The 26,533-nt window shown below is 65.0% G+C and carries 24 protein-coding genes; 23 read left to right on the plus strand and 1 reads right to left on the minus strand.

Going from position 1 to position 26,533, the window contains the following annotated elements:
- The first annotated feature begins 6 nt into the window (after positions 1-6).
- From ACWPXE_RS32740 to ACWPXE_RS32785, 10 genes are all read left to right on the plus strand, one after another.
- Positions 7-600, plus strand: coding sequence for a hypothetical protein (locus tag ACWPXE_RS32740; protein ID WP_454021200.1), 594 nt, complete (start codon positions 7-9; stop codon positions 598-600).
- A gap of 64 nt (positions 601-664) precedes the next feature.
- Entirely contained in the window at positions 665-913 is a 249-nt protein-coding gene (locus ACWPXE_RS32745; RefSeq protein ID WP_454021201.1) for a hypothetical protein, read from the plus strand.
- Positions 914-1,084: 171 nt separating this feature from the next.
- Positions 1,085-1,495 (plus strand): MucR family transcriptional regulator, encoded by a 411-nt coding sequence (locus ACWPXE_RS32750; protein WP_454021202.1) that lies wholly within the window; start codon positions 1,085-1,087, stop codon positions 1,493-1,495.
- Positions 1,496-1,509: 14 nt separating this feature from the next.
- Entirely contained in the window at positions 1,510-1,794 is a 285-nt protein-coding gene (locus ACWPXE_RS32755; protein ID WP_454021203.1) for an HU family DNA-binding protein, read from the plus strand.
- Between the two features lie 83 nt (positions 1,795-1,877).
- Entirely contained in the window at positions 1,878-2,327 is a 450-nt protein-coding gene (locus ACWPXE_RS32760) for a hypothetical protein (RefSeq protein ID WP_454021204.1), read from the plus strand.
- 2 nt (positions 2,328-2,329) lie between these two features.
- A complete protein-coding gene (locus tag ACWPXE_RS32765) occupies positions 2,330-2,782 on the plus strand; it encodes a hypothetical protein (protein ID WP_454021205.1) in 453 nt (150 codons plus the stop codon).
- Positions 2,783-2,877: 95 nt separating this feature from the next.
- On the plus strand, positions 2,878-4,080 hold the full coding sequence (locus tag ACWPXE_RS32770) for a phage tail tube protein (protein WP_454021206.1): 1,203 nt from the start codon (positions 2,878-2,880) through the stop codon (positions 4,078-4,080).
- 11 nt (positions 4,081-4,091) lie between these two features.
- The gene (locus ACWPXE_RS32775; protein ID WP_454021207.1) at positions 4,092-4,481 is read left to right on the plus strand and encodes a hypothetical protein; all 390 of its coding nucleotides are present in this window, start codon (positions 4,092-4,094) and stop codon (positions 4,479-4,481) included.
- Between the two features lie 165 nt (positions 4,482-4,646).
- Entirely contained in the window at positions 4,647-5,135 is a 489-nt protein-coding gene (locus ACWPXE_RS32780) for a hypothetical protein (RefSeq protein ID WP_454021208.1), read from the plus strand.
- A gap of 44 nt (positions 5,136-5,179) precedes the next feature.
- The gene (locus ACWPXE_RS32785) at positions 5,180-5,449 is read left to right on the plus strand and encodes a phage tail assembly chaperone (protein ID WP_454021299.1); all 270 of its coding nucleotides are present in this window, start codon (positions 5,180-5,182) and stop codon (positions 5,447-5,449) included.
- A 165-nt stretch (positions 5,450-5,614) separates the two neighbouring features.
- On the opposite strand, the gene ACWPXE_RS32790 is transcribed toward ACWPXE_RS32785, so the two are convergent.
- Positions 5,615-5,995 carry a hypothetical protein gene (locus ACWPXE_RS32790; RefSeq protein WP_454021209.1) on the minus strand — a complete coding sequence of 127 codons (381 nt, stop codon included), beginning with the start codon at positions 5,993-5,995 and terminating at the stop codon, positions 5,615-5,617.
- A gap of 593 nt (positions 5,996-6,588) precedes the next feature.
- Here ACWPXE_RS32790 and ACWPXE_RS32795 point away from each other — a divergent pair.
- The 13 genes from ACWPXE_RS32795 to ACWPXE_RS32855 all read left to right on the plus strand — a co-directional run bounded on the left by ACWPXE_RS32795 (position 6,589) and on the right by ACWPXE_RS32855 (position 26,531).
- Positions 6,589-6,792 (plus strand): hypothetical protein, encoded by a 204-nt coding sequence (locus ACWPXE_RS32795; RefSeq protein WP_454021210.1) that lies wholly within the window; start codon positions 6,589-6,591, stop codon positions 6,790-6,792.
- A gap of 271 nt (positions 6,793-7,063) precedes the next feature.
- The gene (locus ACWPXE_RS32800) at positions 7,064-7,825 is read left to right on the plus strand and encodes a Rha family transcriptional regulator (protein WP_454021211.1); all 762 of its coding nucleotides are present in this window, start codon (positions 7,064-7,066) and stop codon (positions 7,823-7,825) included.
- Positions 7,826-7,949: 124 nt separating this feature from the next.
- Positions 7,950-16,385: a phage tail length tape measure family protein gene (locus ACWPXE_RS32805; RefSeq protein WP_454021212.1), complete on the plus strand. Its 8,436-nt coding sequence runs from the start codon at positions 7,950-7,952 to the stop codon at positions 16,383-16,385.
- Complete coding sequence (locus ACWPXE_RS32810) at positions 16,385-17,959, plus strand: hypothetical protein (protein ID WP_454021213.1); 1,575 nt, start codon at positions 16,385-16,387, stop codon at positions 17,957-17,959. The genes ACWPXE_RS32805 and ACWPXE_RS32810 overlap by 1 nt, the downstream gene beginning before the upstream one ends.
- Positions 17,960-17,965: 6 nt before the next feature.
- Entirely contained in the window at positions 17,966-18,856 is an 891-nt protein-coding gene (locus tag ACWPXE_RS32815) for a hypothetical protein (protein ID WP_454021214.1), read from the plus strand.
- Positions 18,853-21,813, plus strand: coding sequence for a hypothetical protein (locus ACWPXE_RS32820; protein ID WP_454021215.1), 2,961 nt, complete (start codon positions 18,853-18,855; stop codon positions 21,811-21,813). The genes ACWPXE_RS32815 and ACWPXE_RS32820 overlap by 4 nt, the downstream gene beginning before the upstream one ends.
- Positions 21,803-22,492 carry a hypothetical protein gene (locus tag ACWPXE_RS32825; RefSeq protein WP_454021216.1) on the plus strand — a complete coding sequence of 230 codons (690 nt, stop codon included), beginning with the start codon at positions 21,803-21,805 and terminating at the stop codon, positions 22,490-22,492. The genes ACWPXE_RS32820 and ACWPXE_RS32825 overlap by 11 nt, the downstream gene beginning before the upstream one ends.
- Positions 22,493-22,589: 97 nt before the next feature.
- Positions 22,590-23,084 carry a hypothetical protein gene (locus tag ACWPXE_RS32830; protein ID WP_454021217.1) on the plus strand — a complete coding sequence of 165 codons (495 nt, stop codon included), beginning with the start codon at positions 22,590-22,592 and terminating at the stop codon, positions 23,082-23,084.
- Positions 23,072-23,251, plus strand: a complete 180-nt coding sequence (locus tag ACWPXE_RS32835) for a hypothetical protein (protein WP_454021218.1) — start codon at positions 23,072-23,074, stop codon at positions 23,249-23,251. The genes ACWPXE_RS32830 and ACWPXE_RS32835 overlap by 13 nt, the downstream gene beginning before the upstream one ends.
- A gap of 173 nt (positions 23,252-23,424) precedes the next feature.
- The gene (locus ACWPXE_RS32840) at positions 23,425-24,270 is read left to right on the plus strand and encodes an N-acetylmuramidase domain-containing protein (RefSeq protein ID WP_454021219.1); all 846 of its coding nucleotides are present in this window, start codon (positions 23,425-23,427) and stop codon (positions 24,268-24,270) included.
- 244 nt (positions 24,271-24,514) lie between these two features.
- Positions 24,515-25,057 carry a Panacea domain-containing protein gene (locus ACWPXE_RS32845; RefSeq protein ID WP_376998730.1) on the plus strand — a complete coding sequence of 181 codons (543 nt, stop codon included), beginning with the start codon at positions 24,515-24,517 and terminating at the stop codon, positions 25,055-25,057.
- A 526-nt stretch (positions 25,058-25,583) separates the two neighbouring features.
- Positions 25,584-25,757, plus strand: a complete 174-nt coding sequence (locus ACWPXE_RS32850) for a hypothetical protein (protein ID WP_454021220.1) — start codon at positions 25,584-25,586, stop codon at positions 25,755-25,757.
- A 468-nt stretch (positions 25,758-26,225) separates the two neighbouring features.
- Entirely contained in the window at positions 26,226-26,531 is a 306-nt protein-coding gene (locus ACWPXE_RS32855; protein WP_454021221.1) for a hypothetical protein, read from the plus strand.
- Positions 26,532-26,533 lie beyond the last annotated feature (2 nt).

Consider the following 26,533-nt stretch of genomic DNA (forward strand, 5'->3'; position numbering starts at 1 on the left):
CGCGCCATGACCACCCGCCTTCTCCGCCGGGTCGCGCAGATCGCGGCCAAGGCCCTGCCCGCCGCTGGCGCCGCCTACGGCCTGACCCTCCACCGGCAACTGGACGGAGGAAGCGCCAGGATCGACGGCTCGTTCGCCGCGGGCGCGACCAGCATCAGCCTGAAGGACGTGCCGGCTTCCATCCCCAGCCTGGCGCCGGGCGCCACGTTCCGGATCGGGGCCTCCGCGACCGCCTACACGGTGACGAACACCACCGTGGCAGCGGGCGGCAAGCTGGCCGGTGTGGAGTTCGCCCCTCCCCTTCCCTCCGCCCCGGTCAACGGCGGCTCCGTCGAGTTCGCCGCCCTCGCTGTCGCGCACCCCTGCAAGGGGCTGGTGACCAAGTACTCGGATCACGTCATCGCCGGGGGCATTGCCCGCGCCACCGACAAGCGCACCATCATCCTGGGCGCCACCCTGCCGGATGGTGTCAGGCCTCGGCCCGGCGACCGGATCACGACCCCGGAAGGCATCATCAGCATCGTGCCCGCGGGGACCGCTGGCGCTCCTCCGGTGCAGTCCGATCCTGCAAGCGCGGCTTTCGAGTGCCGCTGCGCCTGAGAGGCTGACCTCAGCCTCGACCATCCAGAGTAGACCCCAAGCTCGACCATCGCGGATCACCACCATGACCGACTTCACGTCCCCGTTCTTCACGGAGGCGGCGTCCTACGATGTCCGCCGCTCCGGCTCCGGCTCCGGTTCCGTGAGCCGCCCTTCCTGCCTCGGCCAGCCATTCCCCCTGGTGCACCGGCGCCCGTTCCAGCCTGATCAGCGTCCCACCGTGGCGGACCTCTATCGTCGCGTCTACGGGCGGGCGTTGAGGCCGCGCCTTCGGGCCGTCGCCCCGACCGACGCCACACCGATCCGGGGCTGATCGCGTGCCGTAAAGCGGCATAGCTGGAACCGAAAATATCGGTGCCGCGAATTCTCCAAAACAAAAATAGAATTCGCGTCCGTTGAGCACAAGAAACCGTATTGTTCGGCAGAACTCATCGGACTTACGGTGGATGCACAGCAACCACCAAACATCCATGAGGCCCATCAAGTGAACACTGCCGCCGCGTCCGACAACGCCGGCCTTCAGGCCCTTACCGCCCAAGTCGTCGCCGCTTATGTCGGCAATCACAACGTCGCCCCGGACAAGATCCCCAATCTGGTGTCCATCACCTTCGGCGCCCTCTCCACCGTTGGCCACGAAGCCCCCAAAGCGGAACCGGTGGAACTGCGTCCCGCCGTGCCGGTGAAGAAGTCGATCATGCCGGACTACATCGTCTGCCTGGAAGACGGCAAGAAGCTGAAGATGCTGAAGCGCTATCTGCGCACGGCCTACGGCCTGACACCGGAGGAATACCGGGCGCGCTGGAACCTGCCCGCGGACTATCCGATGACGGCCCCGAACTACGCAGCGCAGCGCTCCGAGTTCGCGAAGAACATCGGCCTCGGCAAGAGGAAGTGAAAGGAACCACGACCATGAGCACGCACGGCAAGAAGGACATCATCGACGCCATCGCCGAGAAGCACGGCGTCACCAAGAAGGCTGCCGGGGAGGCGCTGGACATGGTGCTGGGCGCCATCGGCGCGGACCTGAAGGATGGGAAGGACGGACACTCCCTCCAGCTTCACGGCTTCGGCAACTTCACCGTGAAGCACACCGGGGAACGTCCGGGACGCAACCCCCGCACCGGCGAGCCCGTCACGGTCCGCGCGAAAACCAAGGTGTCCTTCAGGCAGGCCACGGCGCTTCTGGCGGACTGACCCTCGCCACCCATCATCGACCTGGATAGGGCGCCCCGGCACAAGGCTGCTGGTGGCGCCCTATCCCGTTTCAGGAGGCACCGATGCCCTTCAAAGCCGCGTCCGGCAGCCGAGGCGGTTTCTTCGAGTTCTCACGGAACCTGCGCACCTTCGCCGACCAACTCGACGCGACGGTGGAGGATCTCACCAAGCGGCTGGCGCTGGCCATCTACAACGGCGTCATCGGCAGGACCCCGATCGACACCGGCCACGCCCGCAGCCAATGGCAGATCCTCGTCCGCGGCGATCAGGTCGCGGTGCGCCCGATCGGTGACCACACCGCCGCCGATGTCGCGTCGCTCGCCGGCTACACCGTCATCGGTCACGGGACCATCCTGATCGCGAACGGGGCCGCCTACATTAAGCGGCTGGAGTATGGGCATTCGGCACAGGCTCCTGAGGGCATGGTCCGCGTCACCATGGCCGACGTGCAATCCCAGCTTGACCAGATCGTCGCCCAGGCGACGCGCGAGAACGGCATCGGAGGACGCTGAGCATGGCGATCCCTTACGGCAGCGCCGCCGAACTGGAGACGCTGTTCAGCATCCTGGAAGGCGGCTGGGCGCAACGCCATCCCGGCATCCCCATTGCGAAGCCCTGGGGCGAGAAGCTGGACATCGACACGGCCTGCAAGGACCCGGTGACCGGCGCCGTGAAGCCCTACATCCGCCTCTCCAGGAAGGCGGCCGGCGGCCAGCCGATGGAGATGGGAATCGTAAACGTCGGCAGCACCGGCCTTGCCCTTGTCGATGCCTTCGTGCCGGAAGCCGACGGCGCGCCGCTGGCATCCCTCTACGGTGACGAGGTGTTGGCCGACTTCGCCAACTTCTTCCGGCAGCCCGGCCCGCTCGCCCTCCGCAGCATGGTCTACACGGACGTCGGGCCGGACGGTCGCGGTTGGTACCAGGGATCGGTGACCATCACCTTCCTGCGCCAGACCATCTACTGACGCCTGCCACACCACACAGCAATTCGCAGACGCAGAACCAGGGCCGCTCATCCGGGCGGCCCTTCGCATTTCCACATCCACAATGAGGTGAACCAATGGGAACCAGTGGTTACCAGGGTGCCGTCGAGACCAGCAATGTCGAGCTGTCCTACGGACTCGAAACCGTCTGGGGCGAGGCCCCGGCGACGACCTTCCAGGCCGTCCGCTTTACCGGCGAAGGCTTCAAGGGCAAGAAGGAGCGCCGCCGGCCGGAGGAGATCAACGATGCCGCGCAGGTCTCCGCCGCGGTGACGACGCAGGAATCGGCGGACGGCTCGCTGAACTTCGCGATGTCGTTCGGCACGCATGACGATCTCTGGTGCTCGCTGCTGAATGCGTCGTGGAGCGCCCAGCTCAACATCACCGGGGCCAGCGGCGATATCTCCTTCGCCGCCAGCGGCAACAAGATCACCAGCACCACCGCCAACAAGTTCCAGAACGTGCAGGTCCGGCAGTGGATCAAGGTGAAGGGCTGCAACCCGGTTGGCCCCGCCGGGAACGGCCCCTCGTTCTACGTCCAGGTCTGGTCGAAGCCCGACAACCAGACCCTGGTCGTCGTCGGCAAGACGCTGGTGGATGAAACCCCCGCCGCCGCCGCCGTGACCATCAAGGGCTCCATGATTCGCAACAGCGCCGACGTCCAGACGCTGTTCGTGCAGAAGAAGCTCGGCAGCGCTGGCTACCTGACCTATCCGGGCACCTTTCTCACCGGTGGCAGCATCAACGCGCAGCAGGGCCAGTTCACCTCGGGCAGCTTCAACGCCCTCAGCAAGCAGGAAGCCAAGGCCATTGGCGACAGTTCGACGGGGGGCGTCATGCCGGCGCCCACCGGGCAGGTCATCGACAATGTCGCTGGCTTCCAGGGGCTGCTGCTGGACGGCGCCGTCGTCGCCGCGACGGTGCGGGCGCTCAACCTGAACTTCCAGAAGGAAGGTGCCGCCGCCTACTACGGCATGGGTGCGACCGGCGCCGAGGGGATGATCCGCGGCGACCTCTCCGCAAACGGTACCGCGGAAATCTACTTCAAGACCTTCGACCTTTACGACCGGTACCGGAACGAGGCGACGGGGCCGCTCTCCTTCCGGCAGGTGGACGCTGCCGGCCAGGCTTATGTCCTCACCGTCCTGAACGGTTTCCTGAACAACCCCGAGATCGTGGCCGGTGGTCGCAACCAGCCGGTTGTCGCGAAGTTCGAGATCGAGGGCAATCCGGACCCGGTGACCGGCAAGACCTTCCAGCTCGACCGGCTGGCGGCGTGAGGGAAGTGACGATGCAGACCGCGCGCATCAAGCGGGCCGAGGGCCACACCTGGACGATCACCATCAATGGAGTCGAGGACACCGGCTTCCGCCTCATCTGGACCGACCCGGATCGTTCCGATTTCCGGCGCACCGAGGGTGGTGACGTCGAGAGCGTCGTCGTCACCGGCCTTCCAGACGGCTTCCAGAAGGTCGATGCCTTCGAGGCCGACGCCGAGGTGCTGTCCATCTCCCACCCCGAGATGTGGACCAAGCTGGAGCCGGAAGTGACCGCTGAACAGGCGACCGTTGAACCGGTGCCCGTCGAGGATCTGGGCGAGCAGCCGGAGCCGGTCACGGAAGCGGAATCGACCGCCGAGACCACGCCCCCCAGCACCGAGCGGACCCGCCGCCGGAGCTGAGCGGCCAACCCGAACAGAACACCGAGACCCCGGCCCGACAGCCGGGAAACCTGCCTGCCCCTGGCCGGCGGGGTTAATGGCGCTCGTCCATAGCGAGCGTCACGGGGCGGTGTGTCGGCACCGCCCTACCCCATCCCATCCAACCGACATTGGAAAGCTGAGATCATGACCGTTCTGACCAACCGTGAATTCTATCGCACCGACCGTGACCTGGAGTCCGCCACCGGCATCCGCATCGAGATCGGCAACTGGATCTTCTGGTCCAAGCGCGCCGGTGGCTCCAACACCGCCTTCCAGGCCCGCATGACGGTCCTCCGTAAGCCGCATGAGCGCCTCCTGAACGCCAAGGTCGGCGCGAATGACGAGACGCTGGCCCAGCAGCAGCAGGACATCTTCCAGAAGCTGCTGATCCAGGCCGCTGCGGAAAAGCTGCTCCTCCCGAAGTGGGAGGGTGTCGTCATGGCCGACATCTACGAGACCGTCCCCGAAGGAATCGACCCCAACGCCGAGGCGCCGTTCAGCGTCGAGAACGCCGTCGCCCTGTTCACGCTCCAGCCGGACAGCTTCAACGACTTCTACAAGGAAGCGGCCGAAATGGGCAACTTCCGCAAGAAGGTCGTGGAGGACCAGTCGGGAAACTCCGTGACCGCCTGAGGTGGACTCTCGATTGGGAGCCCAAGCGGGACTTACTTGAGGGTCTGGTCGCCTCCGGCCTCGACCCGAATGCCTTGGACGGAGAACCGGAGAACGATCATTCCCTCGATTGGGTGTGGGCCGCCTTCTGGCGGCTCACCACCTGCCGGGGCGTAGGCATGGCGCCGGGACAGATCCCATGGACGGCGGTCGCTCAGTACGGGCGGGAGCAATGCGGGATCGACGATCCCGATGACCTGGACGACTTCTGGGACCTCATCCATGCGATGGACCTGGAGTTCCTGAAGCCGAAAGAGGGCGGGGCGGAACCATAAAACCGCCCTTCCCCCGAAGTAGGATACATGATGGTATCCTTGAAGCGAAGTCTCTTTTGATTATTGAAAAATATCCATAACACACGGCTGATTTCAAATTTAGAATATTTTTTATGCGCATTATAAACCTTATAATGCGCTCACCCCCTGGGCGGTAGATAAGCTTCAAAACATTCTTTTGCGATATCCCGCATGAAAGGTGTGGGTATCTTTTTGTTCGTTTTTTGGGTTATTTTTCTTTTCGACGCCCATTACGTAGTAAACAGGCTTATTGTTTTTCGGATCGCTTGATTTTAGAACGTAAGCTCTAAAATTATCCTCTTTAATCATTAAAATATCTTTCCCCAATGAATTCCTGACATACTTAGCGCCCGCCTTCTCTGGCGCGACCTCGAGATTTTTCACGTGGCGCAGCAGGTTTTCGACTTTGTCGCGATCATCAATTTCGCTCAAATGTGACATTGCATGATCGGTTATGAGGACCTTCCCAGCCTCTCCGGTAATAGGAGCACCAATAAATCTACGAAACTTAAATTTTGCCGTCATCTTCGTACCTCTTCAGGACATCGGAAAGACTGTTAATCTTTCCCTGTTTTATGTCATCGCTTGTCTTGGCAATTAAATCCTCAATGTGCCTCTGTGTCGCTAAAGCTCTAATAAATTTCATGTCTCCATATCTCATAACTCCTCGATCATATCTATCAGAAGCATAAATATATAATCCTGTAACGATGACGCTAAACAAGAGTATCCAGAAGGAGCGCGCATCCGAGTAACTCCCCCAGTTCATGGTCAACGTAGCGACAGCTCCTTTATCTTCTGTAGTCTTTACTACAGCCGACGTCATCTCAAACACCAAAAACCCAGCAAATGCAGAGTTTAGTATGTTCATCAGCGACGTAACGACTGACCTACAAGTGGGGTTTCCAATCACAAACTTAAGTGCTTTGGCCGCATTTTTCCGCATTTGTTAAAAGGCCGTGCCTAGCTAAAGTGAGTTACGCGAATGTGCCATGTCGGTGCAAAAATGTCGACCACGCATGCGCAAGGTGGTTCTTACCATCATCCCCACCCTGGTGCTAAAGACCATCACCGCGTTATCCGAGATCAGCACCAACGGCTCCGTCTCGTAGCCGCTCATGATGGACCATAGCCAGAACACCTGCCCGGCCAATCCCTCGGGCGGTGCCAGCGTCGAGTATCTGATGAGCCGCACGGTGATGGGCCCCGACGGCGAGCGGACCATCCAGGAAACCCAGGCGCCTGTCCGCGACACGCCGAAGTGCGGATACAGCGACAATGCGACCTCGCCGAAAATGGGAAATCCGAACTCCTGGGCGTAGACCGCATTCCATTGCGCGTCCTATAAGTTCCCAGGGGGACCGGTGCGCCTGCCCAAATCGCACCCCCTCCGATTCCCAAATCGCTGAATGCCCGCCCGGTTCCTCCGCGGCGGGTTTTGCTTTTTCACCATCCTGAAAGTTCGGCCCCCGCGGGTTGGCCCCGCGGAGCATGCGATTGAGCTTCGCCAACTTTAGTGTGGCGGCTGCATCGCGTGAGCGATCCCCGTGCGTGCCGGGTGGGCCAACGGCCGCCACACTGGAGACCATCTACATGAGCTTCGAAGGAAAGACGCCGCTGGTGTTTGAGCGGAACGGAACCATCTGGACCAATAGCCGCGATGTGGCGGCTTGCTTTGGCAAGCGTCACGACAACGTGGCCCGCGCCATTGAAGGGCTGTCGTGCTCCGCCCGTTTCCGCTCCCTCAATTTTGAGGAAGTTCGGGAAATCAATCACTTGGGCCAAACGCTCACGTCGATCAACATGACCAAGGATGGCTTTACGTTCCTCGTCATGGGGTTCACCGGAGAGACGGCGGCGGCGTTCAAGGAATGCTACATCGACGCCTTCAACCGGATGGAGACCATGCTGAAGGTCGGCGGTTTCGATCCGGCGACCCTGGAATCCCTGGTGACGAAGACGGTCGGCGCAGCCATGACCGCCGCGATGATGGGACTGAAGGACATGGTGACGGAAGTCGTGGAGCAGACCGTCGAAGCCAAGATGGCCACCGACCCCCGTGCCGCGGTCCAGGAGTACATCGCCCCGCTGACCATCGCGAAGAAGTTCAGCGTCCCAGTCCGCGGCAGGCGCCGGTTCACCCAGGGCATGGGCAATCGCCTCGCTCACATCTGCGCCCAATGGGAGGTGCCAGTGAAGCTCTGTCCGGTAACCGGCCGGCGCATGTTCCCATCCCATGTCGTGGATTATTGGCTGGAGAAGGAAGGGCGGCGCTTCATCGCCGAGCACATCGCGCGTGTGAGCGGCCAAGGTGTCTTGCCCTTCCGGAAGAGCGGGAGAATGTCCAACCCCTGAAGGTTTCTGCCTTCGGTTTTCCAGTACGACGGCGCCGCGAGGCGCCATTTTGATTCCTACGCCTCCCTATGAAGCCCGCTCCGGTTCCGACCGGAAGCGGGCTTCGTCGTTTTAGGAGATCGCCATGGTCGATGCAGTCCTCTCCGTTGCTGTTGATCCGTCCGGTGTTGAACAAGGTGCCCGCGTCGTCCGCCGCTCGCTGGAGGACATCGACCGGTCCGCCAACAGCAGCATGTCGGCCATGGACCGCTACAACGCGACCCTCGGGAAAGGCGCGTCGGCGGCGGAGATCTTCCAGCGCCAGATGAAGGTGATGGAAGCACAGGTGAAGGCTGCGGACGATGCCTTCAGGGCGCAGTCCCGTGCGGTCGAAGAGCTGAACTTCCGCTTCGACATCGTGCGGAGCGCCGCGAAGGATGTCGTTGCCGGTCTCCAGCAGATCGGAAAGACGAAGTTTACAGGCGACATCGTTGCCGACATCAACCGCCTCTCCACCGACATGACGCGTATCATGGATGCCGGTGGAAAGGGAGCGGTGACGGCTGCCCGTGCAGCCCAGAAGGAAATGCTCGCTTACGCACGGGCGCACCTCGACCAACAGCTCGCGCTGGTCAAGGAGGAAGCGCAGAAGCGCATCGCTGGCGCCCAGGCGGAGTGGGTGCGGATCAAGGAGTTGCACAAGGGCGCCAAGACCGAGATCGCCGCCCAGGAGCGCGCCGCTGCCGAACAGGCCCTTGAGATTGCCGCGAAGGCCGCAACGGACAGTGTCGCCGCAGCGAAGAGTGCGAGCGCCGGCATCATCGCCGACATGGAAGCCCGTTCGAACCAGCTCATCACAATCAAAAAGGAGGAGAACCGGGTCGCGGCGGACCTCGTGCGGGCCGATGAACAACTGAAGCGGACCACCACCGAACTTGATGGCTCGCTGAATCGGCTGCTGGCCACCGAGCAGCAGCGCAACGCGATGCTGGTGGCCACGGAGGCGAGCGAGAAGCGGCTTAACGATTTGGCTGGTCAGGTCGTTGAGCGGGAGAAAAAGAAGACCGTCGCAATCGACGCCACCACCACGTCGCTTAAGGAGCAGATGGCGCTCCAGATTCCGAATGGATACGCCCCAGTTTCCAATGCTAGCCTCGCATCCTCCTTCATCTCGGCACCGCCATCACCGCCGACTCCCCCCAGCCCGCCACCCGAAGACCCGGAGGAGATCGAGCGCCTCCTCGCCATCCGTCAGAAACTGCTGGCTTCCTATGACTGGGAAACCCTCGCGCTCGACCGACGAGACGATGCTCTCGAAAAACTGAGCCTTCTCCGCCAGAAGAACATCATCGACGATGATGAGGCTTACGAACGCCTTCGCCGCCGTATCACCGGCGAGGAAGAAGCAGCCCGGCAGCAGGCCCAGGCCGCCGAACGGGCGGCTGTGGAGAACGACCGGCTCGCCGCCTCCTACAAATCGGTGATGGCGAGTATCGACCCCGCGGTGGCGGCCCAGCAACGGTACGATGCAGCACTGAAGAATGTGCTGGATTACCATCGGAGCGTCCATTCCTCCACAGCGGAAATGGCCGCCGATATGGACCACGTAAAGGCCGCACTGTCGCCAGCGGCTGTTGCCGCTCGGGAAGAAGCCGCGGCGCTACAGGCCCTTGAGGACCGTCTGGACAAGTCCGGCGCAGCGGCCCGGCGTATGGCCGAGGAGCAGGCGCGTCTCGATGGCGCCCGCGACCGCGGCGATCTGTCCCCGGAGCGGCACGCTGCCTTGACCAAGGTGCTGAATGAGGAAGGTGCGGCACATCAAAATGCCGCGCGCGGCGCCGTCACCCATATGAGGGCTGCTCAGCTTCTCGTGCCGCAGCTGAGCGATGTATTCACCACCGCCGCAATGGGCATGGACCCACTGATGATCCTGATCCAGCAGGGGCCGCAGATCGTCGACGTGTTCCTGCTGGCCGGGAAGGAGGCAGCGCTTGCCGCTGCCCGCTTTGCTCTTATGGCATCTCCAATCATTGCAATCGGAGCAGCATTCGTCGGCGTGATCTATGCCGTGCAGAGCTACCGGGCAGAGGTCAAGGAAGTCGAGCGCATTAATGCACTTGTCGGACAATCGGCGGGGATGACGACGACCGCCCTGCTGCGACAGGCTGAAGCTGTCGGCGACGCCGCCGGGATATCGACCGACACCGCGCGCGATATTCAAAACGCCTACCTAGGCACCGGTAAAATCGGCGGGGCCGTGCTGGCCGATCTGACGGCCTCCACCAAGGGCTGGGCTCTCGCCACCGCGCAGGACGTCGAGTCTGCCAGCGACGATCTTGCCAAACTGTTCTCTGATCCGTCGAAGGCCGTCGACGAACTGACGACGAAGTACGGTGTTTTCGATGACGCTCAGCGGCAGCTCATCAAGAACTACCAGGCGCAGGGTAACCTGGAGCGCGCGCAGGCCCTCCTCCTTCAGGGGATTGAGGATCGTGCCAAGGCGGCAGCCGAGCGCATGTCGGATCTCGGCAAGGCATGGGAGTGGATCAAGAAGCAAGCGGCTGATGGAGTGGAATGGGTTGGTGAGGCTGCGGGCCAGCCTTCCCGCCAGAAGCGCATCGAGACGCTGCAACTCCAGCAGGCCGGCGGCATCTACCTGACCAGCGGAATGCGCCAGTCCGACGCTGAAGAGCTTGCGGCCCTGGAACAGCTTGAACGGGACGACTCTATCCAGGCGTGGGCAGCGGGGGTGCGCGCAGACTTCGTAAGGACGAGCAACACCGTTGGTGACTTCGCGCGCTCAGTCGATCCGGCCCAAGCCGCGACGACCAACTTCGCGAACGCCCAGAAACTTGTCAATGATGCGGTGGCGAAGTATCCGGAACTCCAAGAGCAGGGGAATCGGGCGTTGGCCCTTTTCAAGGCCCAACTCCTGGATGCGATGGACCCAGCCAAAGCGTTCGCCCTGGAAATGGAGCGACAGGGCAAAGTAGCGGAGGCCGCCGCGGGCCGGGCGCGCGATTTCGAACAGCAGCGTCAGGCCATTTTGCAACGTCGCGGCGCTCAGCCGGGTGACCAGCTGACTGCGCAGGAGATGGCTGACATCAATATTGGTCTGGACTCCAAGTACACAGCGCAATCCAAGGACAACCACCGGATTGCCCAAGAAGCCATTCAGGACGCGCGGCTTCTGGCGGCAGCGCAGGCGTCCGCATCGTCGGCAGCCGTGATCGCTGCCCAAGCGCAGATTGCCTACAACAAGGTCATCCGGGAGACGACCGACGCCACGCACCCACTCGGCGACGTGCAGGCCGCACAGCAGGCAAAGCAGGATGCGCTCACCAAGGGCATGATCGAGTTCAACGCCCAGGTGGACGCCTCAATCGCAAACGGCCAGCTTGCCGTCGCGTCTGCACAGCGTCTTGCCGACGCGCAGGCGCGCGGGGGCGACATCGCCATGGCGCGGGCCCGGTCGGAGAACGTGCTAGCGGAACAGTTGGCCCGCGGCGTGGACCGGATGAAGGCTCTCACCCTGGCCGCGCTGGACTACCAGAAGTCCTTGGCCGACCTCTCCGCACAGCAGCGGGCATGGAACCGCGATATCGCGGACCAAATCGACGCCGCCCGGCGGCTGGCCCAGGCAGAGGCGGAGTCCGGCGCCGCCGTCGCCGAAGCCAACATCCAGAATCGAATCCGCGCGCAGATCCTGAAGGAAGGCGTCGATCTCGATTCCGCCCGCGCCCAGGCCATTGAAGCCGGCACCCGTGCGCTCGAAGCGCAGAATGCCGCCGGGCGTGTGAACTCTTCCATACGTCAGAGCAATCAGGACCTCGCGCTGGCCCGTGCAGAGTACGACATGCTCGGCATGAGCAACGCGGAGCGGGAGCGCTCCGTCGCCATCATGCGCGCCCAATTGGAGGTGCAGAACTCTGGGGACTGGGCACAGGTGCCGCAGGAAACCCGTGACGCATGGATTGCCCAGGCTGGCGCCGTTGCCGAGTACCGGTCCCGTGTCGCCGATGCCACGGAGGCATCCCGCGACTTTGCGTCCGTGATCGGCAAGGGATTCGAGGACGCCGTCCTCGCCGGCGGCAAGCTGAGCGACATCCTGAAGGGGCTTCAGTCCGACATTGAGCGCATCTTCCTGCGCGCGACCGTGACCAAGCCGCTGGAGAACTGGCTGACCGGGACCATGACGAAGGTGCTTGCCCCGGCGCCGGCCAACGACAACTTCGTGCAGCCGGTCAACGACAACGACCCCGGCGGCTATCGCGCGCTTTTCGAGGGGCTGACCGGCGGAAAGTCTGGGGCGGTTGGGTCGCAGGGCAACCCCATGTGGGTTCGTGTCGCCTCCGCCGGCAACACCGCCCTGGACGTCTCCACCATTGCAGCCCAGGCGATGTCCGGGCCAGTGCCGGTGGCCATCGCCAATGGCGGCGCCATCGTCGATACGATCCGGGCCGAAGCCCGCGCGCAGGGGGTTCCGGAGGAAGTCGCTCTGGCCGTTGCCAAGATCGAATCCGGGTATCGCCAGCACGCGGCAGACGGAAGAGTTCTGACGTCCTCCGCCGGCGCACAGGGCGTCATGCAGTTGATGCCCGGTACCGCTGATTGGCTCGGCGTTGATGGCACAAACACGCGCGAAAACATCGCTGGCGGGGTGAAATTCCTGTCGATGTTGGGCCGCCAGTTCGGCGGGAACTGGACAATGGCCGCCGCCGCCTACAACACTGGCCCGGCCCGCGCCCAGGCATGGCAGCGCGGCGATGCGTCGCTGCCGGCGGAAACCGTCGCCTACATCCAGAAGTTCACCGGGGCCATGCAGGAGGCCGGCACCCAGGCGACGGGCGTGACACGGGCGATGGAAGACGAGATGGCGGCCCGGCTCGACGCCGTGCCGGTCCAGCGCTCCAGCACCGCCGCACAGGCTGAATGGACGGCCGCCCAGCGGGCGACCATCGACGCCGCCCTCGGGCTCACGGCGGCCAATGATGATACCGCGAAGTCCATTGAGGTCGTTGCCCGGCCCATGGACAAGCTCCGTGAGAATGCTATCAGCGCTGCCGAAGCGCAGGGGCAGGCCGCCAAGCTGAACGTTCAGAGCGCTCGCGACATGGCGCAGGCGTCCCAGCAGTCCGCCATGATGATGGTGGGCGGCACTCAGCAGGCGGTGGGCGGCATCCTGTCCATTGTCGGCGCCCTGTCGGGCATCAAGGGCGGCGGCATCCCCGGGCAGGTGGTCGCCGCGGGCGGACCGCAGGGCATCATGGCGTCAGTCCAGCAGTTCGGCTCGGCGCTTGGGGAGTGGGCCAAGAAGCCGCTGGAATCGCTCGGCCTGAGCGGCACCGGCAGCATCATGGACGCAAAGCTGTTCAATCTGGGTGGCGCTCCGACTGCGGCAAACGGCATGATTCGCGGCTCGGAAAGCGCCATGACGGCGCAGGGGGCTGGCGGCGCTCCGGGGTTCACGGTCGGGAATGCGCTGTCCACCGTCGGGTATGGCGTCAACGCCTTTATGAATTTCAAGCAGGGCAACGTCGTCGGTGGTATCGGCAACACCGCCGCCGCTGCGATGATGTTCATTCCTGGCGCGCAGGCATTCGCCCCGCTGGTCGCCATCGGCTCGTCCCTGTTGGGCGGGCTGTTCGGTGGGCAGAAGCCCAGCAACCGCGAGGGCAACGTTAGCATCAACTTCGAGACCGGCGCTGCCACGGTCGGAGGGCAGGAGGGGAAGAAGTTCTCCGCCGAGAACCGGCAGGCCGCGCAGGGCATCGGCGGCCAGATCCAGCAGCTCGCCGCGACCTTGGAAGCGCTGTTGCCCGGCCAACAGATCAAGGGCCGCGGCTTGATCGCGGTCGGCGACCGGGACGGATTGCGCGCGGAATATGGTGGACAGACCCAGAGCTTTGGAGAGGAGGATAGCGCTGGGCTGGCCGCGTGGTTCGCTAAGCAGTTTGCAGCCGACATGAAGGCTGGGTTCGAGCGCGGCGACCTACCGGCGCAGGTGGCCGACAATCTCCAGGTCGTCTTGGATCGCGGCGTGACCAGCGGTGTCGAGCAGTTCGTCGCTGATCTCCAGCTCGCCAGCACCGACTTCGCCAAGGCGTTCGACGCTGTGGGCGCGGCCCAGCCGGCACAGGTCGCTGGGGCGGTGACCGAGGTCACGCAGTCCTTCCTGGCGATGCGCGACCGCGCGATTGAATTGGGCCTTGCTGTCGACGGGCTGGCCGAGAGCCAAAAGCGGGCGACCGACCGGCTGATTGACGCCGAGATCCGGTCCGCACGTGGGCAGAACGAAGTCTCGTCCGCCCTGGCGATCCGCGAGACCTTCACGAAGGTCGCCGAACAGCTTCTTGCCGCCGGTCAGGACGGACAGAAGGCTGTCGAGCTTTACGGCGCGCAGATGGAGTCCCTGCTGGGCAGCATGGGCGACACCGCGGCCAGCCTGGAAGCCATCATCCGGCTGGCGAACGCCGTCCGGGGTACGGACCCGGTGGCCGCGCTGTGGGCGGACACGCGCGCCGGGCAGGTCCGCGACAAGCTCCTGAGTGATCTTGACCTTCGGCAGCAGCAGGCGAGCGTGCAGATGCTGGCCGGCGACCCGGCGCAGCAGCAGGCAGCCCAGGACGCCTACGACATGCGCGCCCTGCTGCTGGAGCAGGACCGCGAACTGCGCAGCGTCACCGATGCGGTCTACCGCGCGAAGCTGCTGGAGGTGCAGGCGACCGAGCGCCAGGCACTCGCTGCCCAGCAGGCAGCGAAAGCGCAGGCCGAGTTGGCCGCCAAACAGCAGGCGCTCATCAGCGCTGGCGGCACCGTCCGTGGGTGGCTGGACCAGCAGCGGGCGACCGCCGGCACCAGCGTTTCTCCGCAGGATGCGCGAGACGCGGCGCAGGCGCAATTTGCCCGCGACTTGGCTCTGGCCCGTGGGGGCGACGTGGAGGCCTATGGCCGCCTGACCGGTGCCGCCGACCGGCTGCTGTTGTCGCAGGAGGCGCTGACGGCCTCCGGGACGGAGACGCAGACGATGCGGGCGTGGGTGATGTCCAGCCTGGAAAACCTGCCGGCGACCAAGAGCTACGACCAGCAGATGCTGGAGGAACTGCGGAAGCTCGGCGGCTCGGTGAACGTGCAGGTCGAGTTGACCACGGTGCGGGTCATCACCGAACAGCTTTCGGCGCTGTCCGACGTCGACAAGGCCAAGCTGACGCAGGCGGCAGTGGTGCTGCGCACGGTGGAAGAGCGGATTGGCCGCTTCCTGACCGACGCCGAGTTGGGGCGGCTTGTGGACAACGCCCTGGTGACCCGCGACGTGCAGCAGACGCTGGGCCGGGACTTGACCGACGCCGAACGGACGGCGCTGGTGGGCGGCGGTGATGTGCTGCGGACCGTCGAGCAACAGCTTGGCCGGACGCTGACGGCGGTTGAGGTGGAATCCATTGTCCAGTCAGGGTCGGTGTCGCGCACCATTGAGCAGGCGATTGGGCGCACCCTGACGGCGGCGGAGGCGGCGTCCATCGTCAGCGCCGGGGCCGTGACCAGGGACATCAGCCAGCATCTCGCCCGCAACCTGTCGGCCCCGGAAGTTGCCGCGCTGGTGGTTGGCGGCGCTGTCGAGCGGATGGTCACCCAGCAGCTTGGCCGGGACCTGACCATTGAGGAGCGGGCAGGGCTGGTCACGGCGGCCACGGTGATCCGCAGCGTCGAGCAGCAGCTTGGCCGCCCGCTGACGGCCGCCGAGCAGGCAGCGATCATCCTGCCCGGGTCGGTGCAGCGGACCATCGGCCAGCAGATCGACCCGGCGACCGGCGCCGTTCTGGTTCCTGGTGGCACGATCACGCGCACGGTCACGCAGTCGGTGGAGACGACAGAGACTGTGCAGATCAGCCGCAGCATCGACGACAAGATGTCGGGCATCCTGGCTTCCATCAAGGAAGCCGCGGTCGGGACCAAGGACTCCGCCGCCGGAATGCAGAAGCTGCTGGAGCGAGCCGTGGACGGTGACGGCCTCATGGTCCGCACCCGCCCGACCGGCGACCCGCGTCAGTGGGTGGCCTTCGAACAGGGCGGCGTTGTGCCGGGCTACGAGAATGGTGGGATCGTCGCCAACGGCACCCCCGGTCGGGACAGCGTTGTCGCCCGCGGGCCGGGCGGCATGCCGATCTGGCTGGCCGGGCTGGAGGGCATCCTGACGGCGCCTGCCACCGCTGCAATCGGTGGCAAGCCGACCATCGACTACATCAACGAGCACCACGCCCTGCCGGGCTGGGGGCGTGTCGGGTACGAGGCTGGGGGCATCACGCCACCATCCAACGACCTCTGGGCGCCCAACGTCACGCCGATCCGGCGGCAGGACTACGCCCCGGCGCAGGGCCGGTCCGGCAGCGACGAGCGCACGGCGGCTGAGCTGCGGCTGCTTCGGCAAGCCGTCGAGCGCTTGGCACGCATCCTGGAGCGAAACGAGGACATGGACCAGGAGCAGCGCGCCAAGATCGCCCAGCAGCATGCGGACTTGCTCGACCGCATTGCCGATGCCGCCGAGGGCATGGACAAGAAAATCACCGGGACCGGAGGGTTCTGATGCCGACAATCCACCTGATCGAGCTGGACGCCTATCATCTGGCGTCCGGCCACACCCACCGTTGGTTCCTGGCGACCAAGCCGGGTTACCGGTCCGGTCCCGGTGACACGCCGAAATCGCTGCCCTGGTTGCCCCTGGTCGGCAAGCCCTCCGACGTGTCGCTGTCCATCGCCAGCCTTGGCGAGACGATGGGTGCCACGCGGGTCACGCTCGGCTCCATCGAGTTGGACAACGCTCGCGATTGGCAGGGGAGCCGACAGGTGCGGGTCTACGACGTGACGGCGGATGCCTGGATCACCGTCACGCTGCCGGCCCGGCCACTCAACCCGCTGTTGACCGATTACGCCCTGGCTGGCTGGCCGCTGGTTGAGAAGGTGATCGAGGAGGGGGCGGCCTACAGCACCGCCCAGGTGGTGGCCAGCGTCACCATGGAGATGCCGGACCCGGATTCCAAGCGCAGCACCATCAACCTGTCGGTGAGGGGCCGGGAGGCCGACTTTGACGATCCCCTGCTCTCCGACAAGTACGGCGCGAGCGACGGCGAATCCCTGGCTGACAGGACGAAGGAGCGGGCCTTCGGCCACTGCTACATGGAGCCAACCTATCTCGGCATCATCGGCGGGCTGTATCACTGGAGCGTCAACGGCGGGCACCCCATCGAAGGCGTGCCGACCCTCTGGGACCGTGGGTTCCGGCTGATCCCGCGCACAACCGGTACCCCCGCGAGCAACGAGTTCAAGGCGGACCCGGCCACCGGGATCATCGTGACCGGCAGTCGCCCGCCGGAGATCCTGTGCGAGGTGAAGGGCGATAAGACCGGCGGCGTCTGGCGCCGGTACGTTGGGGAGGTGGCCCAGCATCTGGCCGTGACAGTTGCCGGCAAGGTGCCGCTCGCCCGCCTGGACACGGCGTCGGTCGCGGCCCTGGACGCCGTGCCGCGCGAGGTCGGCTATGCGATCCCGACCGGCTCCAGCCCGACCCTGCGCGAGGCGCTGGACAAGGTGCTCGGCTCGCTGGCGCGCGGCTACTGGATCGTGACCGCCGATGATCTGCTGACCGTTGGTCGGTTGCTGGCGCCCGCGGCGCCTGCGGCCCGCGTCTACCGGCGCGGGATCAACACGCCCGGCCTGACGCCGCGCAACACCAATGATCGGGGGCTGCCGGCGAAGACGGTGACCCTGCGCTATGCGGGGCTGCCGAAGGTCACGCAGACCATCGTCGGCGATGCCTTGGATGAAGATGTCCAATTGCACAAGGCGCTGTGGCGCGAGGTGACCGACACCGACGAGGCGACCGCAGCGGCCTATCCGGGCGCTCGGACGCCCACGGTCGAAACCTTGCTGTGGGACCGCACCCAGGCGGTGGCCGAGCAGGCGGAGTTTCTGGCCGAGCTGAAGCAGGTTCGGCGGGTCTACGACCTGGTTGCCCAGGACGGCGCCCCCGGCATCGACCGGCGCGCCGTGTTGCAGGTCTTCGATGATCTGGCCGGTTATGAGGCGGGGCGCCTCGTCACGGTCATCGGGCGGATCAACAACGCCCGCTCGAAAATCCCCACCCTGGTCGTTCGGGAGTAGCAGCCCATGGGCTATGGCCTTCTCGCTGATCGCAACCGCTGGCCGGCTGCGACGCTGACCAGCAATGCCGATTGGTCGCCCAATTCGCCGCTCGCGTCCTGCCAGTCTCTCCCCCTGCTGACCGCGGCGGTGTCGGAGCGGCTCGGCACCGCCGCGGACCCGGTGGTGATCGAGGCGGTGTTCCCGGAGCGCTACGCCTGCACCTACGCCGGCTGGTTCCGCACCAGCTTCCGACAGGCCGCCCGGTACCGGCTGGAGCTGTTCGCCTCGACCACGTTCACCGGCTTGTTGTTCGACACGCGGAACCCCACCACAGGCCGGGACCGGGCCGTGGTGCCGTCGCTGTTGGACTGGCGGCAGCTTCGTTGGGGCGATTCCAACCTCTGGCGCGGCGACCTGCCGGCGGAGGACTTCGCTCTCTACCCGACGAACCTGCACGTCACCTTTCCCCTCTGCCGGGTCGGCTCCTGCCGCTGGACCTTCTATGGGGCCTCCTATCAGCCGGACGGGACCGACGCGGACGCTTACAGTCTGGGCTACGGCTGGCTCAGCGACAGCCTCCAGTTCTGGCGCTCTCTGGACGCCGAGGACGGCTACGTCTCGACCGACGAAGTGACACGCTTCCCCGGCGGCGGCGTCTCTGTGGAGCCGGGCACCGGCTACCGCACCGTGACCATCCCCCGGCAGGCCAATAACCGCCAGATGCGGGACAGCCTGTTCGACCTCGCCAAGCGCGTGGACTTTTCAAAGCCGGTGGTCTGGCTCCCCAACATCGACGATCCGGCGGCGTGCTTTCGGTATGGCGGGCTCTTCCAACGGCGCGGCGACCATACCAACCGCTGGTTTGCCTCCTCCCATACCTCCTCCACGACCTCTCTTGAGGAGATCACGACGTGACCACTGCGACCGAACTGCGCGCCATCAACGGCGACGTTTACAATCCCAGCACCAATCCCGGCGGCCTGGATGGACCCGGCGGGATGGACGCCAACTTTCCGAAGGCGCTGGGGCTGATCGCCCAGGGCCTGGACGACATGGCGACCTACCTGTCCGCAGCCAACTTCGTAGCCGCCCAGGCGTCAGTGGCGACCATCCTGCAACTGTGTCAGGCCTTGGTGGCACAGATCACCAAGGGCAGCACGGAAGCGCTCGCCTTCCCGTCGGTGGACAAGCTGCTGTTGTCGACGCCGAACGTTGCGCAGGTCTTCGTCTACGACACCCGCCTTGATGATCTGACGGCGGATGGCCGACGGTGGAACGAGCCGGGCCGGTGCTCGCACCTGTCGTACTGGCACGAGGCGCAGGGTGTCTACCGTGGGGTAAAGCGTGACTTCCCGGCGGTGGCACTGATCGTCGCGCTGCGGGAGCAGTGGTACATCTTCGATGCGCTGGACCCCGACCCGCTGACCGGGGCACCGCGCCTGTGGGCGGCGTCCAATCCAACCGGTAACGGGCTGATTTTTTGCGGCCCCGCCGGGCCGATCACCAGCGTCCACGCAAGAAACGGGTACCTCTACTTCGGCGTCGGCACGGGCCTGCACATCGTCAGCCTGACCGGTGACTGGTGCGACAGGCACGACAACAGCGGGCGGCGGCGGCGGCTCGGCACTATCGCCCAGCGCAACACGGTGTTGCAGGAGGGCGTCGTCATTGCCTCTGGCGCCCTGCCAGCGAACGCCATCAACGCTGTGCATGCTCGCGTTTACCCCGGCGCCCCCCTCGATGCCGCCGGTATGCCAATCCCCACGGTGGCTGTGGCATGCGGGGCGGGCGGCGTTGTCGCAGTCATCCACCCGAACGGCACGGTGGCGACGGCCACCGGCCTCTCCAACTGTGCCAGCGTCTACCTCACCGAGCGCGGGACGCTCATGTGCGAACAGCTCGGATTCGACGCGGTGGAAGTCGCGCTGCCGTACGCGACCGGCGCGCCGACGGTGGTTCAGCGGTTTGGGGCTTACCGCACGACCTATGGCGGCCTGCCGATCAACAGCAGCGCCAACGCGGCCTACATCATGGGCGACGGCGCGGTCGGCGGGCGGAATGGCGGTGGATTGACTTTCCTCGCCAAAGACTATGGCCTGGATGCCGCAGGCATGGTGGCCTATTCCACGCCCGCCTACGCCACCGGCTGGATGCCGGGTGATATCAGGCTTGCCGCACTCTGCGACGCGACGACGGGCAGTATCAGTGGCTCGGGCGAACTGGTCACGAACGGGGATTTCGTCGGGGGCACGGCGGGTTGGACGGCAGTCAATGGCGCGTCTCTGTCGGTCATGTCGGGCCGGCTGCGCTGTATGTCATCTGGCGCAGCCAACGCCGGAGCGTATCAGGTGCTGCCGACGGTAGCTGGCCGCACATATCTGCTTAAGATCGACGTGGACGCAAGCGGTTACGCTGGGGCTGTGGCGTCCATCCAGGTGAGGCAGGACGGCTATCTGGGGCTGCTCCTGGCTGAGTCTTATGTATCGGCCGGAGGCGTGTCGGGTCGGCTTATGCAGTTCACCGCCACGTCGATGACGACGGCGGTGTGGGTGTTTGTGCAGCAGTCGGCGGCTGGCGCGTACGTCGAATTCGATAATATTTCATGCAATCTCGCCGCCCCGGATCGCAGCTACAAGGGCAAGGGGTTCCCCGTTTACGGGACGCTCCAGCGTAACCCGGTGGCGACCGGCTCCGACGTGGTGGCGTGGTCAGGGTTCAGCGTCCCGAACTATCTGGAACAGCCTTACAACGCCGATTACGACGTTGGTACGGGCGATTTCATGATTGCGTGCTGGGCCAAGATTACGGTGCCGGGCACTGAGGCGCTGTGGTGGCGGCAGGACACCGCAGGGGCCGGGATGCGCCTCGCCATCGACTTCGGTGGCGGTTTTCCCCGCGCCATTGTCGGCACCAATGTCTTGACCGGGCCGGCCCAGCTCAACGATGGCGTACTGCACCTCATCATGGCGGTGCGCCGATCCGGTGTGCTTGAGCTGTGGGTGGACAGCGTGCGCGTCGCAACCATTGCAGACGTTCAGAACGTCAACAACGCTGCTGCCGTCACCCGCATCGGCGTGCGCCCGGACGGTACCAACCCCGCGGCAAACACCACGATGCTGTTCCATCGGTTTGCTGCCTATGCCCCCACCCCCGCGCAAATTCGCAAGATGTATGTGGACGAGCCGGCGCTGTTCCAGCCCGGCGCGAAGGCGCTGCTGGGCGGCACCAGCAACGCCGTGTCGGCCCTCAGCCAAGACCCGCTCACGGGCCGGCTGGCGGTAGGGACCGGCGACGGGGTGTCGGTCTTCCAGGGTCTGCGCCGGGTGTCCTATCTTGACGAGGCTGTTCTGGCGGCCACCACGTCCGACACCGTGCGGTCCGTCTCCCTGCGCGGCGGCTCGCTGCTGATCGGCACCGCGGCGGAGATTGGCTTCGTGGGTGACGCCATCGGCGGCAAGGAGGCCATCGCCGTGGGCGGCCCGCGCCCGGTCGGCGGCGGCTTCGTGGCCCGTGGAACGACCACCGATGGGGCGGCCCTCGATCTGGCTCCGCGCGTCCCTGTCGGCGAGCGGGAGACCGTCATCATTGAGGCCCGGATCATTGGGCGCGTCGTCGGCGCTGCGGACACCGAGCGGGGGAGCTACGGTCGGCGGGCGACCTACTACCGGGACGCGGGCGGCGCCATCACGCTCCAGGGGGCGGTCCAGCCGGTAGGGACGGACACTGAGGTCACCGGCACAGCTGACGCCACCTTGGCGATTGTCGGCGATTGGGTGTCCGCCCGCGTGACCGGGGTGTCCGGCAAGCGCATCCGCTGGGAGGCCACCTTCATCATCAACCGCATCAGCGAGGAGACCAGCTATGCAGCCTGACCAGATGCCCGACAGCTACAAGGGCGGGCGCCTGCTCTACCGGTGGGACTGGGTTGAGGTTCAGCCGGCGATGCTGGACCCATTGACCGGGGACGAGCTGGAGCCCGCTGTGTTCGGCCCGCGCTGCCCGGACGCGCCGCTGGACGTCTTCGACGCGACGCCGGAGGAGATCGCCAGGGTGCTGGCCGGCAATGTCGAGGTCCGGGCGCTTGCCGCTGCGGCCCTGCCGCCGGCCAAGCCGATCATCGTCAGGGAGTTCGACGCCGACGGCAACGTGACCGCCGAACGCGAAGTCATCCCCGCGCCGCCCGCCGCCCCGGTAGTTCCGCTGGCCGACCTGAAAGCCGCCGCGGTGGACCTCATCAACAAGCGCGTCGGTGAACTGCGCGGCCTGCACATCACCGTGACCACCGGCCAGAGCGCGACGTACCTCGAAAAGCAGGACGAGGCGGCCCGGCATGCCGCGGGCGACGCCGGGCCGTTCCCGTATCTGGAGGCCGAAGCGCTCGCCACTGGCTCCACTCTGGAAGACGTGGCCGCGCTGGTCCGCGCCACCTCCTCCGCCTGGACGGCGACGAACGCCGACCTGGAGGGCAAGCGCCGCGCCGCCGTGGAGGCCGTCAAAGCCGCCGAGACGCCCGTCCAGGTCTTCCAAGCCTGCACCCACCTCCGGGCCTGACCGCCCGCGACAAGACTCCCAACCCCGTCCACGATCCCGGCCGCCGAGAGCGGCCTTTTCTATGCCCGCGCCACCGCGCTGGGCTGCAGGAGGTCCCATGCCCGATCCATCGTCCGCCGCCGACGGCGGTGTCCTGTCCAACATCTATTCGCAGGTCGCCGCCGGTGTCGGCGGCAGTCTCGTCGCGTGGCGGCTGTTGGTGTCCTTCGGGCGCCAGGACCGGGCCGCGAAGATGGAGGCGGAGATCCGCGCCGACCTCCGCCAACAGATCGCCGACCTCCGAGCACAGGTGGTGCAGTTCCAGGCCAACATCGCCGACATGGCCCACGAGCGAAACGAGGCAGTGAAGGTGCGCGGCCAGCTCGAAGCCCGCATCGGCATGACGGAGGAGCGGCTTGCCGCGACGCGGACCGAGCGGGACGAGGCCCGGACCGCGCTCGTTCGGGTCCAGCAGGAGAACGAGAACCTGATGGCGACGAACCAGCGGCTGGTCGAAGACGCCGCGGTCGCTGAAGCAAAAGCCCGTGGGGCACCGGCCGGCTCGAAGCCCACAGCGCGGCAAGTGCCCGGAGAGCGGCCATGGAAAAGCTGAACGAGCCGGGCCAGCACGACGCCCAGCAGGTCGCCACGCAGGCCCTGGCCGATTGCGGCGGGAACGAACCCGCTGCCCGCCTGCTTCTGGCGCACCAGCTCATCGTCGCCCGCAGGGGGATGAGCGCCGGCCACCTGCGGCTCGGCGCGAACGCCGCAACCCGCTGATCCGATCCTGACGAAGAATGGGCGGCCCGCTCCTCTGTCGGAGCTTGGTTCGCTCGGGCTGGCCGCGAGCCCGCTGCAATGAACGGCCACCCTACCGGCCCCGCCCGATCCCGACCAGCCGGGGAAACGGGCTGCCACCGCCTCCCTTGCTATCGAATGAAGGAACCCTTCCGATGATCATCACCACGCCCTCCAGCGCGGCCGAAGCCGTGCGCCTGCCCACCGTCGTCGGCGCCGCGCGCCCGCTCGTCCCGAACGACATTGCCGCCGCTGCTGCCGCCCTCGGCGTCGAAGAGGCGGCCTATCGCGCCGTTCTGATCGTGGAGACCGGCGGCCGCAGCGCCTTCCGGGCGGATGGCCGCATGCCGATCCTGTTCGAGGCCCACATCGCCTACCGCCTCAACGGCGGCGTGACGGTGCCCGGCCTGGCGGAACGAAGCTGGGACCGCGGCCTCTACTCCAGCACGGCGGCCGGCGAATACGACCGGCTCAACCGGGCCTGCCAGCACCGGGCCATCGGGCCGGCGGTCGCCCTGAAGGCCGCGTCCTGGGGCATGCCGCAGATCCTGGGCAGCAACCACGCCATGTGCGGCTTCGGCGACGTCGAGTCCTTCGTCCGGGCCATGGCGGACAGTGCCGCCGCCCAGCTCGCCGCCTTCAACGCCTTCGTCGTGGCGCGCGGGCTGCTGCCGGCCCTGCGGAGCAAGCGCTGGTCCGACTTCGCCCGTGGCTACAACGGGACGGCATTCGCGGCCAATGCCTACGACGAGAAGCTGGCCGCTGCCTATCAGAGGGTTCGCGGCGCAGCGGGTGACGGCGTGCTGGGGATCGGCGACGTCGGGCCGGACGTGGCGGCCCTGCAGCGTGCGCTCCAGCGCTGCGGTTTCCCGGCCATCGTGGAGGATGGCGACTTCGGGCGGCGCACGGCCAATGCGGTCGAGCAGGTCCAGGCGGTGCACCGGCTGCCGATCACCGGGCGGGTGGACACGCGGACGGCGATCGCGCTGGGGCTGGTGTGAGGGGGGATGGAAAGGATCAGCTTCGCTCGATTCGCTTGCATTTTCCGGAGAAACGCCTTCGAAAGCGGGAGAGGCACCGTCCTTCGCGTCCGTCGGATGTTCTCAAATGGTTCACTCCTTTGTGGCTGATATGCCTCATACTCAACACGTTTTCCTCCTTATCAGGGGCGGCGCAACAATATGTGTAGACAAAGCATTCCCGCCATTTCTGGACAGTCTTCCGCTGGTATGCTCAAATTCGGACATGACCGATATGATCCGAGCAGCGACTGATCGCCTGATCCAACTGAGCTACGAGGCGGGGAAACCTCTTTCGCCTCTGCCGCTTCAGAAGTTGCTGTATTTTGTCGAGGGCTGGCATCTCGCGATCACGGGCGCGCCTTTGTTTGATGAAGAGTTTCAGGCGTGGGCGAACGGTCCAGCTCTACCAAGTGTGTATCGAAGGATGAAGCACTTTGGCCAGGGCGACATTCCGGACTCTATAGTAGATACTCAGCCTGAGCATGTTCTTGCGCCACGAGTCATAGATCTGATTGAACAGGTCTATCGTACATATGGCGGAATGGAACCAGGAACGCTGGTCGGAATGACGCACATTCCAGGTGCGCCATGGGAGCAAGTACGCTCTGAAGCCAACGTTCCGCGCCTTCGCTACTGTGACGATCACATTGACGCTGAGCGTATGCAGGCGTGGTTTCGAGCGGTCATGGATGAAGGCCTGCAGCCTGACAATCAAGAGGTCATCGACGCGAGCCCCGAAGAAATTCGAGCTTGGGCGCATGCATAATCGTGGCTGGATCGCACGTTATCAATATTTCTGACGCTCTTCGGCGTGAGCTTAAAGCTGCAGATCAGCAGATCGCCGGTCTTTGGGACATGGTGTCTGCTGCTAAACGATTCTATGAAGGTATTAATCTTGGAGAGGATTATACGCGTAGGATTGTTGTGTACGCGCCGAAAGCTCGACGTGGGCCTTTGGAGCCTATTCCATTCGCCACAAGAATGGTTGTGCACTTTGTTCTGTATCCGGCTTACGCAACAATTGTTGGCGTTCATTTCCCTGAGCGAGGGAGGTTGTTCGGTGATCGCCCGCCGGACCCTGATGAATGTGCGCTTTTCTAATAGTCCAACCCGCCACGCATAGCCGCGCGCATAATCCGCACCCGATTCCGTAAAGCCCAGCACCGTCAACGTGGGCAAATCCGCCAAAACGTCAACAGCGCGCCGGTTTGTCAACCACGCCTCGAATTGTCAACCAGCCGCCCGGCATCCCGCCCGGCGGCTTTTCTGTGCCCAAAGGAGGGGCATTCATCATGTGGCTCATCGAGAACATCGGCACCATCTTCATCGTCGCCTCGTCCGTCATCGGCACCGCGGCGGTGATCGCCTCCGTCACCCCGACGCCGAAGGATGACGAGTGGGCCGCCAAAGCGCGGAAGGTGCTCGACATGCTGGCGTTCAACGTCGGCAACGCGCGGAACCGGTGAAACGGCAAGGGCCGCCCCGGTTAGGGGGCAGCCTCGTGTCGCCATTCAGTCTAGCCAGTCACTTGAGCGTCGCCAGAAATATGCGCCCTTCGTCCGGTCTTCGCGATATTCGTAAACCGCAGGAAGTGAGCGATACTCCTTGTGGTGGAAAGTAACAAACGCACCGTACTGTCCATTCTGGTGGCTAAATTGAATGGATGGCATGTAGCCTCTGACGTCTTCTTCGAGGGCTATGGTTTTCCTTAGCTCCCCCTGAATGAACAAGGGTATGTTAGCGCGCTTCTTTGACATTTCTCAGCTCCACCAACGACCGTGCGATCAAAGGACGAAACTCTCTTGCTAGGCGCATCTAAAGAGGTTTGCGCAATTTATCGGGCGTTCTGCTACAGTCTTACGAGCGTTTTTGGCTGCGTCACCCCCGCGCGCCATCACCCGTCTGCGCCGCTCGCCCAGCAAGAAGACCCCACCATGTCCTGCCACCACTGCCACAAGCCCCTCGCCGCCAAGTCCTACGTTCTCAGCATCGCCGCGATGAAGGTGGTCTCCGCTGATCGCGCCGTGATGGTCGATGAAGCCGACATGCCGGTGACGCTTTCCGCCGACATCAGCTTTCACGACCACGGCCTGACGGAGCTGTCCGGCACGGCCTCCGTCGATCTGCTGGATGGCATCGATACCAGCCACGCCCAGGCCGAGGCGTGCTTTTGTTCGAAGCGGTGTTTGACCGACTGGTTCGCCGGGAAGGTCAACAGCCTGACCGACCTTTCTGCCTGACC

Source organism: Azospirillum sp. Marseille-Q6669, from assembly GCF_965111635.1.

What these genes read in the sequence shown, in the direction of transcription:
- ACWPXE_RS32740 (WP_454021200.1), top strand. Translation starts at nt 7, where the DNA reads ATGACCACCCGCCTTCTCCGCCGGGTCGCGCAGATCGCGGCCAAGGCC.
- ACWPXE_RS32745 (WP_454021201.1), top strand. Translation starts at nt 665, where the DNA reads ATGACCGACTTCACGTCCCCGTTCTTCACGGAGGCGGCGTCCTACGAT.
- ACWPXE_RS32755 (WP_454021203.1), top strand. Translation starts at nt 1,510, where the DNA reads ATGAGCACGCACGGCAAGAAGGACATCATCGACGCCATCGCCGAGAAG.
- ACWPXE_RS32760 (WP_454021204.1), top strand. Translation starts at nt 1,878, where the DNA reads ATGCCCTTCAAAGCCGCGTCCGGCAGCCGAGGCGGTTTCTTCGAGTTC.
- ACWPXE_RS32765 (WP_454021205.1), top strand. Translation starts at nt 2,330, where the DNA reads ATGGCGATCCCTTACGGCAGCGCCGCCGAACTGGAGACGCTGTTCAGC.
- ACWPXE_RS32770 (WP_454021206.1), top strand. Translation starts at nt 2,878, where the DNA reads ATGGGAACCAGTGGTTACCAGGGTGCCGTCGAGACCAGCAATGTCGAG.
- ACWPXE_RS32775 (WP_454021207.1), top strand. Translation starts at nt 4,092, where the DNA reads ATGCAGACCGCGCGCATCAAGCGGGCCGAGGGCCACACCTGGACGATC.
- ACWPXE_RS32780 (WP_454021208.1), top strand. Translation starts at nt 4,647, where the DNA reads ATGACCGTTCTGACCAACCGTGAATTCTATCGCACCGACCGTGACCTG.
- ACWPXE_RS32790 (WP_454021209.1), bottom strand. Translation starts at nt 5,995, where the DNA reads ATGACGGCAAAATTTAAGTTTCGTAGATTTATTGGTGCTCCTATTACC.
- ACWPXE_RS32795 (WP_454021210.1), top strand. Translation starts at nt 6,589, where the DNA reads ATGATGGACCATAGCCAGAACACCTGCCCGGCCAATCCCTCGGGCGGT.
- ACWPXE_RS32800 (WP_454021211.1), top strand. Translation starts at nt 7,064, where the DNA reads ATGAGCTTCGAAGGAAAGACGCCGCTGGTGTTTGAGCGGAACGGAACC.
- ACWPXE_RS32805 (WP_454021212.1), top strand. Translation starts at nt 7,950, where the DNA reads ATGGTCGATGCAGTCCTCTCCGTTGCTGTTGATCCGTCCGGTGTTGAA.
- ACWPXE_RS32810 (WP_454021213.1), top strand. Translation starts at nt 16,385, where the DNA reads ATGCCGACAATCCACCTGATCGAGCTGGACGCCTATCATCTGGCGTCC.
- ACWPXE_RS32815 (WP_454021214.1), top strand. Translation starts at nt 17,966, where the DNA reads ATGGGCTATGGCCTTCTCGCTGATCGCAACCGCTGGCCGGCTGCGACG.
- ACWPXE_RS32825 (WP_454021216.1), top strand. Translation starts at nt 21,803, where the DNA reads ATGCAGCCTGACCAGATGCCCGACAGCTACAAGGGCGGGCGCCTGCTC.
- ACWPXE_RS32830 (WP_454021217.1), top strand. Translation starts at nt 22,590, where the DNA reads ATGCCCGATCCATCGTCCGCCGCCGACGGCGGTGTCCTGTCCAACATC.
- ACWPXE_RS32835 (WP_454021218.1), top strand. Translation starts at nt 23,072, where the DNA reads ATGGAAAAGCTGAACGAGCCGGGCCAGCACGACGCCCAGCAGGTCGCC.
- ACWPXE_RS32840 (WP_454021219.1), top strand. Translation starts at nt 23,425, where the DNA reads ATGATCATCACCACGCCCTCCAGCGCGGCCGAAGCCGTGCGCCTGCCC.
- ACWPXE_RS32845 (WP_376998730.1), top strand. Translation starts at nt 24,515, where the DNA reads ATGACCGATATGATCCGAGCAGCGACTGATCGCCTGATCCAACTGAGC.
- ACWPXE_RS32850 (WP_454021220.1), top strand. Translation starts at nt 25,584, where the DNA reads ATGTGGCTCATCGAGAACATCGGCACCATCTTCATCGTCGCCTCGTCC.
- ACWPXE_RS32855 (WP_454021221.1), top strand. Translation starts at nt 26,226, where the DNA reads ATGTCCTGCCACCACTGCCACAAGCCCCTCGCCGCCAAGTCCTACGTT.